Raw genomic sequence first — 9655 nt, forward strand, 5'->3', positions numbered from 1 at the left:
CAAATACATCAATAACTTCAGCTGATATTCGACTCTGATTAATTTGTCCTAATTTAATATCGAGTAAAACAGTTCCATCTTTTTTTATAATCGTTAAATCTTTGTGAGAGTTATTGATTGAAATCAAGTATTCTTTACCTTGTACTATAACGTCTCCATTTTCTTTAGGAATGCCAAATACATCCCCCATTCGTTGAGTAATTTGGGTAAGACGATTGATAGAATGTAATTCTTGAAAATCATTATTCATTGCTAAGACTGCTTTTTCTGTTAATCCTGCACCTGATTTAAATTCATTACCAACCTCTGCAATTCGCTGAATATATTCTGCTGACTTACCTAACTTTTGTGCAGTCAAATACCAAGTTCTTAATTTTTCTAATGTTGTTTCTTGATCCTGAATAGTTTTATCAGCAACTACCTCCTTTTGAACAATGTTGGATGAGGAAACGGGTGTAGAGTTAGGCAACTTTAGCCCATGAGATGACATCACAGATGATGGCTGTGTAGGTACTGAAGAAGATACTGCTGAAGCTGTTGGTGTAATAGATTCTGGTTGTTGATTGGTAAGCGTAGTATCTTGTTTTAGCTTGATTGCGCGTGTGTACCCATTATTGACAGCTTCTAGTTTGTATCCTTGTGCTTCTAAATATTGTTTTACCAGTTGGTCAGTACCAGCAGCATTACCCACTACGAAGGAACTTTTGGAAGCGATCGCTCTATCAATCAGTGGTACATAATGTTTATTGAAAGTTTTCAGAATTTGTTGTTGAGTAACACCCCTCCAAGGACCAGAACCTGAAACCATAATTGTGTCATTGGCTGAGTACACTCCTGTATTTGCCCTTTCTCCCCAAGCTTGTTGATAATTGCGGGTGCTAGAGGGTGTTTCAGGTGGTGCAGATGACATACCAATGAATTGAGTAGCTACTTCAGCCATTGCCACATCCTTTTGCATATGCGTTGCTACAGCAGCATTCAGGGGTTGGAGATTAGCAAGTGGATTGGAAGTTTTGGGATAAGTAATAATTTCTTGGTGAGTATCTTTTGGTTGAGGTGTAGTAACTGTTTTTACATCTTCCTTGGATGGTAATTCTGAGGATACTGGGGTAATAGTCTGAGAATTTTCCAACACTTTAGAATATCCCTCAATCAAAGCGCGAATAAACGGAGATTCTTTACCCTTGCCTTCCCAGTAGTTATCTCTGGCAGAAGTGACATAGTGAGTACAGTTTTCCAGCCATTCCACACCTCCCCTTTGGGTAATAGCTGCAAACAACTTGGGGTGTTGTTCTAACTTGGCTTGGATGATTTCTGCCATTAACTGTATTCGTGGTTCTCCCAAAGGTACTGTTGTTTTGTAGTGTTGGTAAGCTTGTTCAGCAGAGACAAAAGGGACTCCAGCAGGTTTATCTTGGGCATAAGTTTCTGGTCCATATTTACCGGCGGGTACTGCGGCGTTATCACGGAAAGATACAGGGTAATCCCCTTGGATTTTGCCTAACTCCTTGGCTTTAACAGTAGGATTAGTCATAGCCGCACCTAGAGGGTCAGAACTTCTCGAACCGATATTCACCGGAGAAGTAATAACAGATGTCAGGGGTATGGCTGTAGATAAAGGTGGTGGTATAGCAGGTGTAACTAATGACTGTTCAAGGTTTGCACTGGGGAAAGGTAGGATTTTACCGTTGACATAATCTCCCAGCGGTTCCATATTTAGTCCCCATACTTCGGGTTTATTCCTAAAAGTGGCCAGTTCGCGACTGCTGTGTTTTTCCATTGCGCCCCATTGTTGCTGATATGCTGGATCTGCAATCATTTCTGGGGTGATGCGGTATTGTTTACCTACTTGAAAGGCAACTTGTTGAGAACTGGACACAGCGATCGCTATATCCCCCTCTTTAAAACCATAAGCTTTGTACGGTTCATAAGTTCTGGTTGTATGACATCTACCATATCCACGCATAGCATCAATAGTAGTGCTGACAGGTAAAGGATTGGGTTCACCGTGCATTTTCAGAGGAAATACCATTTGCACAGGTTTACCGGAAATCACAACATCCTTTTCTTCAGGTTGGGAGACAATAGTGCTATTAGCAGGTAATACCTCAGCTACTGCGGATATAGTTTGTAGATTTTCAGAAACTACAATTGTTTGCTGCGGTGGATTGTTATTTGATAAATTGGGTGTAACTATAACAGGTATTGTAGTTGTAGCTAATTCCTGAACTTTATCGAGTTTTTCCCCTATTATATGTGGTCTATTGGGAAGGGAATTAAGATATTGATTGTAAGCACTATTTTTTCCGTCAGCACTTAACGGTTCTCCAAACTTTGCCTTTAAAGCATCAAAGTCATCAGATGGAATTGTACTACTAACCAAGTAAATTACAGAAAGACCTTTTTTCGTTTCTAGTGGTACATCCTGTGGCGGTAAAACATTAAATTCAATATTTTTAGATTTAAACCAATTCTGAACTAATTCTGTTTTGTGGTTGTCCACTGCTATTCCTATTAATCCCAGTACCTTATCTTCCTGACTAGTAAACAATATTGTCGGACGTTCTTTTATCTTCTCCAGCAATAGTCCACTTTTTTCAACCATCACCTCTTGCTTTGTTACCGTATTTGATTGGGAATTATCTTGAAAAGCTTGAGATTCCTTTGTCCAAATTTGGGGATATTGTAATGTGCTGGGTTCAATATTAATAAAAGTGTGAGAAAAATTACTTTGTAATGTACAATTTACAGAACCTTGTTGACCATGTTTAAGCACTCCCAAATTTTGTAGTGCTTCCTTATCTTTTTTGTAGTGGAGAACTCCTAATAATTCTCCATTGAGAAAAACAGCATCCCTATTTTTACTGGTTGGTACTTCTAAAATAACGCTTTTATATTCTTCTCCAGTAAAAACTTGACCTTTAAAATCATAAACATTAATTTTATTGATTTTTAATAAATTGCCATGAGGTGATTCAGCAATAATAAAACCACCTTCATGTTGACTATCACCAATAGATTTTAATTTAAGTTGTAGCGGATTTCCATTAGCTAAATAATTTATTTTTCTTAATTCTTGAATTGAATCATTATCCAATTCTCCTAATGTTTGACCAGCCAATTTAATTTTAGCTGTGTCAACAGGAACTGGTACATTACCAATAGTGAGTGTGACTTGTTCATTATTGAAAGTCTTACCTGCATGAGAAAATTTGCTAATTTCTCTGATAGTAATGTTGATTGGTGGTTGCGATGGTAAATTAATAGTTGCCGTAGCTGTATAAGATTCACCTGGTTTAATATATGCTTGTGCCTGAGTACCAATTGGTAACTGGCCTGTTCTTTGTTCCAAAACAGCAAATTCTTTGTATTCTTCATCATTATATTTGACAAATACCAATCTAGAATTATGCCTTTCATGTCCTGGAGGATAGCGACTGGCTTGTATCTCTATCGAATATTTTTCTTGCGGATTCCATTCCCTACCAACAAAATTATCTCCTTCCTTACCAATTCCTAATACTTTGAGTTGTGAAAATTGTAACTCATGTAATCGGCTAACTATTTCTTTACCAAAAGTTGCAAATACAAAGTTAGAAACTTTCTTACGAGAGTTGAAACTTGAATTATCTCCTTGTTCTAATTCATCTTGTCGAGAAGCTGATATATTCCATGTTGCGGCTGCGGCTGGTAATTTTTGGTCTTCAGGAATTAAATTATAGAAATTTTCAGCAACAGCATAAGCTTCTTGAAACAGTAATTTGATTTGACTTTCTCTCAGTTCAGGTTTCAGTTCAACTAATGTTGCTCCCTGAGTTATCATTCCTGGTTTAAGTTTATAGTCAATTACAGATTGTTGACTAACTGTTCCCAGTTTGCAATATTTAGGTTCTCCATTTTCCGTTTCTCCATCAATTTGCGCTATTGCTAACAAAGTATGGGGACGTTGCAAAGACCGATATTTTTCTGGAATTTCTTCTAAACGAATATTGAGTGTAGAACCTTTCCAAATTCCTGGATGTTCGTAGCGAGTGAGATTAGTAAGGGTAATTTCTGTACCATTACTTGTTTTGACAACAGCATAAGGTCCTTGTTCAGTTTCTCGACGTTTATTCAATCTGGTGGCTACATTGAATTTATCATCAAATTCCTGTTTGGCTAATATAGCTTGAAATTTTTGGTGAGGAGTAAATTCTACACCTTTAAATAAATCTTGAAATTGGATAATAGGACGTGATTCTAAATGAGATGCTTCAAAGTATTTATTAACTTGGTTAATTAGTAATTCGACTGGTGAATAACCAGTAGTGTTAATACCTTCCTTCAAGTAAGCAGATGAAGATTTTTTATCTTTTATATAATTAACATCTCGATAAAGATAGCGTTTGTTTTCAGCTATTACCTCCATATCAGGTTTTTTGGCACTTTTGAATAAATCCACCGCAATTTGATTTTGGAAACAAGCTGCTTCAATCATTTGTCGGTACATATTCCGATTAATTGCCATTGCTTGTTCTATCACTTGAGAATTTCTATCTTGAACAGATGCAAGTTGGAGAAATTTCTGCATTTGTTCTCTGTATTCTTCCCTTATGGCTTGAGGATGGTTTTGATTATTTTCTAAATTGACTAATTTTTTATAATGACTACCAACTTGGTCTAAATATTCTGTTTGTTGTTGAGAATTCCCATAAGTTATTAAAGTTTCAATTTCTGACTCTAAAGCTTCCAGTGCTGTCACATGATTATTGATAATACCAACGCTGATACCATCACTCATGTGAATAGCGATTTCTTCAAATTCAGGTTGTGTACCATCTTCTCTATAAAAAGATTGCTTTTTCAATTTGACTGTGGGAGCATAAGCATTTTCAGGCAGATTTCTGTATTCAGCTTCGGCGGTAAAATTAGGATATTTACTGGCTAATTCCACACCAATACAGTCACCATCAAAGTCTCGACCTTGACGTTCTGATTCGGTTTCTATGGGGTCTAATTCTTCAGTTTCAATACCTTGTGCTTTTAGGGCTTCAATCCTAGCTTGAATGCGTTTGTGGTCTTCATCATTGACCACGATAATTCCTGCCAAGGGGTTGCCATCTGGTCCTAAGTAATCTTCAATATGTTTGTTGATGGAAACACATAAACCATTAGCATTGAGGAAAGGAGAGCGAAAATTGAGAATTTTTTCACCCTCAGCTATCCAAGGCACAGAAATTTCACCATTTTTGAGTTCTTTGGAGGGAATAATCATTCCCCGGTCAAAGGTAAGGACACGACCAAGGGCAATATCCCGCCATTCATTTTGTACAAATCGTGTAAGTTCTTGTTTAACTTTCTCAGTTTCTAACAGTTGGTTATGGACAAGTAAGTCTGCTTTTATAATTTTGTACATTAACAAGTCATCTTGTTCAGATTCACTATCGTCTTGTAAATCATCTGGATATAAATTTTCATCTATCTTAGGGTCATCAGTAGATAATTCCACTGCTTCATTTACTAATTGTTCAGTTTTTTGCTGCTCAATAAAAGCTTTACGTTTTTCATATTTTTCACAATATAACTGTGCTACTTTCCTGGGGTCTTGCTGGATTTCTGCAAGTTCTTGCGCTTGCTTTTCTAATTCTTCTGCAAAGTCTTTGATACCTTGGGGGAAAGAAGCCAGTAATTGAGAAATGGCAGTCTTACCTTTTTGGGACTGTGATTTTTCACCTAACCAAATGGTTTGATTATATAAACCTGGTTTAATTTGGGGTTTTATGGGTGTAGAAGGGTTATCTTTATCTGTTCCCTTGAAGCTAGATATGGGGATAATGAGGTCAATCTTAGGTTTGTCATTTGAATTTGCATATTTTATTTCGTCTAAGTTATAAGGACGAAGTGTGCCTTTGCCAAATCGGTATTTGGTGTCCTCTCCATCATGTTCTCTCCAACCAAAGCGATGCTGTACTACACGATAACTTTTATCTTTTTGTTCATTTCTGTTAGTTATTTGGTCATATAGTTTAGTGGTAATCTGACCATAGCAGTCACCTACAAATTTATATGCTACATCATTTGGTAATATGCCTCCATTTTCTCCATTAGTATCATCTACTACTAGAATATTTAACTTTTCATGGATGGCATTTTTACACGAACCTAAGAAAATGGAACCGTAAGCACCACGGTCTTTGCGATCTGGGCAAAGTTTTTCAATGACTTCTAAACATTCTACTGAACCGTAGAGTAGTCTAGTTTTGGATGATAACAGCAGAACATCACCATTTGGATGATTTTTTAAATTTTCTGCCGTGGTATTTTCATCCATCTGACCGAAAGAGAAATTCTTTTCTGGTAAGAAAAATCCTAAGAGTGTATTATCTAGATTTTCAGTTAAAATTGAGTTGGCATTTTTGGTATTGCCATCTGTATGAATCCATTGATTTAGTCTAGTGTCAAAGTGCTTGAATTCTAATGTCATAATTTTAGGTAATTTTTATTCCAAACCAAATTTTTATTTTTTGAGGTTTGATTATGTCAAGATTGACTCGTTGGTTAAATATGCACCGAGAAGAGTTGAATTTAGACGGAGTTCTCAAAGACGAAGCTAGAAAACAAATGCTATCTATAGGAATGAATAATGAATCAATTGAAGACTATGCAACTACCTTAAAAGTAAAATATGAGCATCTTAAATACTTGGATGAAACTGAACCTGAACTTTGGATAAATTACACTGCTTATGACTTTTTCACAGAAGAAGAGAAGCAGCAATTTAATGGTGATGGTTCACTGAAACCGGAGTATGTAAAATATGCTCATAGTATTGGTATTAGCGTTCAATCACTGGAAGAAATGGAACGTCGTAAAAAAATTGAAGTTGACAATTACAATAAATTGTCTGCTCGATATGCTGAACAGGGCATCAATTTTGGTGAACAGCAGATGCAAGCAAGAATTACTGATAACAAAACTTATTTACAACGCAGGGAGCAGATGGAAATAGATTTGCGTAATTTTGAGGATGTTGATACTTTGCCCTTTGATCAAGACACACGATATTGAAACAAAGCGAAATTAGTAACTTAGACATCACAGATAACTACTAATAGTTCCCTAAAATTAGATTCTAAAAGTTACTTCAGTGATGGTGCTACTGAAAAAAAGTAGAATTGGAGGTAGGTTTTATTTTGTGTTTTATATCATTTGATATAAATCTGAAGCATTGCTGATAAAACCGTAAATTTACGCCAATTCTTCTTGATTTTCTGGTTCTTGCTGCTGGTTGTGATTCAATAGCAACTCTTTGAGTCTCTCCAGTATTATTAAATCTTCGGATGTCAAACCTTTATCTTTGCTTTCAGCACCATCACGGAGGGGAAGTTCTGCAATTTCTTCTCCACTTTTGCGCCGCAGTTTGAGAATATCTCTCTCTAGTTCAAGGTCGTAGTATTTTCCTGAATATGTTTCAGGTTGCCCTGCTTGCTGCCAGAACAGGTGGATAATGGGGCTGATGCTGTTAGCGTAGTTTTTTGGTTTAGTACCCTGTTGGTGTGCGCTCAGGGCTGGTATTACATCACCTACCCGACTGGAAGTTTGGTTATTCCCGTCTACAGAAAATGCACTTCTAGGTTCACTGTCAAGAGCATTTTTTGAAGACTTTTCTGAAGCGATTGCGCTCCGTGCAATTCCTGCGGGGCGCTTCGCTATCGCTTGATTAGTCTCGTTGGTATTTGTATTAACTAATGCTATTTCGTCCTCTGGTGACAATGCTGCCATCATTGTTTTGACCGTAGTTTCTGGCATTTCAACCTGTTTTTTACTCCGACAGGAATGTATTGCAGGTAAGTCCCGTTCAGGGTTATAAGATATGCCTCGTTTTTTCTGAAGCCCTGGAAAACTATATGCTGAACCTAATTTATAGCCACCAATTTTGACACCATTCATTTCAAAAGCGATCGCTTCTTTAAACAACCCCTCAGCATTAAATTGGGGATGAACCACAACACCTTGTTGCTGAAGTCTCTGTATCAATTGGGTAACAGTTGGTTGGTCTTTCGTAGCTGCATCAATGATGTCCGCTAACAGTTGGGTAATAGGTGGTTGATTAGAAGAGTGATGTTTCTGTTTTTGGGTTTGTCCGTGGCGATCGCTAACAGTTGTTTCAATCCCAAAAACCTCTTGAACTCTTTGAGCTACTCTGTCATTGCTACAGGATACAGCCTCCAAACCATAGTCTTTCTCCAATTGTCGTAATATTACTTCACTGCGGCGATAATCCCAGGAATCTGCTACGACTGAGCCATTCATGCGAATACGAGATGCAATGATATGAATGTGTTCGTGGGTGGTGTCATGGTGACGGGCAACAATGTACTGGCTTTGATTTAATTCCTCTCCCAAGAATTTCATGGACTTGAGCCAATGCTGGGCAATTTCTGTGTATTGTTCATCCTCCAAATGTTCATGGTATTCCCCTTTGTCATGGGATACATCGCGGTGAGGAATAGAAAGAATGACATGAGCGCAAGCACGTTGGAGATTGGGGCGAAATCTTCTGGCCGCACCAAACTCTCTGGTTAGTTGTACGGGTGTAGTTCCACCCATATTGCTGTCAATCATGGTAGCTTTTTCCTTCCCCAGCACATATTCTAGGGTGGAGCGAAAGCTTTGATTTTTAAACTGCTTACCAATCAAGGGAACTCCTTTCAGCGATGTCTACGACGGGTTGTGTAGGTGGGGACTGAATACTTCGTTGTATTGGAGATTTGGGAAAATGTGGTGAGTTGAGCGATAGCGTTCGCAGAGCGTCCCGGAGGGAACTAGCGCTGCTGCAAGCAGTTCGCTGAAAGTGGATGTTCCGCTATCACCTCTGGTAGTGCGCGAAGCACAATCCTCTCCGGTACGTCTTTGACCAATCAAATAATCTCTTCCGATTCATCAACTGTCACCCCGCATTCCAGCAGTTGCATTTGTGTTTCCTTGATGGATGTACGCAGGGATTCTACTAAGTTTTGTAGCTGCTTAGGATCAATATTTACGGATTGTCCTGCTTTCGATGCATTAGTTGCTGCTGTAGCTATTTGGTGAAGATTCACCCCAATAACATTTAGTTCTGCATACAATTTCCAATTTAATTCAAGGGGAGGGGGTAATTCCACAACACGCCGTCGAAATGCAGCACGGCGAATAAATTCTGTGATACTCACTCTGCCTTCTTTTGCTTTCTGTTTAAGTTGCTCATACTCATCAGCAGCAAAACGAATTGAAAGCCTAATTGTTCTGATAACTCCATCAGTTCTCTGAGTTTTTTTTGGCATGATGATTATTTCCAAAAAAACTTTTTTATCTAAAAAATGCGGCGAAAATACTATTTTGAGTGGTTTAGTCTCAGTATAACGCATGCACAAAACATGGCTTGCGTCTCATTAGGAATCAAGTTAGAAAAACTTTAGTATAAAGCTATTTCATGACTCTCAAATCTTTTTACCATAAGGATTTCATGGTTTTTTCATAGGATGCAGAGAATATATAGTGCTTGGTTGAGATTGGCTAGAATTGGCTAGGATTGGTTACATTTTTATTAAGAAAAAACTTTTTATAGTTACTATATACTGATGAATTTTCATCAATTGGTTACGATTGGCTAAGATTGACTAAAACTGGCTAGGAT

General features: G+C 37.7%; 4 protein-coding genes. 1 reads left to right on the forward strand and 3 read right to left on the reverse strand.

What is annotated here, in order from left to right; translation table 11 throughout:
- The coding region (locus IQ228_RS13640) for a hypothetical protein (protein ID WP_193963146.1) at window positions 1-6463 on the reverse strand (6463 nt) is incomplete at its 3' end.
- Between the two features lie 53 nt (window positions 6464-6516).
- On the opposite strand from IQ228_RS13640, the gene IQ228_RS13645 reads away from it, so the two are divergent.
- The gene (locus tag IQ228_RS13645) at window positions 6517-7047 is read left to right on the forward strand and encodes a hypothetical protein (protein ID WP_193963148.1); all 531 of its coding nucleotides are present in this window, start codon (window positions 6517-6519) and stop codon (window positions 7045-7047) included.
- Window positions 7048-7227: 180 nt separating this feature from the next.
- On the opposite strand, the gene IQ228_RS13650 is transcribed toward IQ228_RS13645, so the two are convergent.
- Window positions 7228-8604: a relaxase/mobilization nuclease domain-containing protein gene (locus IQ228_RS13650; RefSeq protein ID WP_370566893.1), complete on the reverse strand. Its 1377-nt coding sequence runs from the start codon at window positions 8602-8604 to the stop codon at window positions 7228-7230.
- A gap of 296 nt (window positions 8605-8900) precedes the next feature.
- On the reverse strand, window positions 8901-9302 hold the full coding sequence (locus tag IQ228_RS13655; protein ID WP_228043869.1) for a ribbon-helix-helix protein, CopG family: 402 nt from the start codon (window positions 9300-9302) through the stop codon (window positions 8901-8903).
- Window positions 9303-9655 lie beyond the last annotated feature (353 nt).

The organism is Dolichospermum sp. LEGE 00246 (genome assembly GCF_015207865.1).
In the GTDB taxonomy this organism is placed as follows: domain Bacteria; phylum Cyanobacteriota; class Cyanobacteriia; order Cyanobacteriales; family Nostocaceae; genus Dolichospermum; species Dolichospermum heterosporum.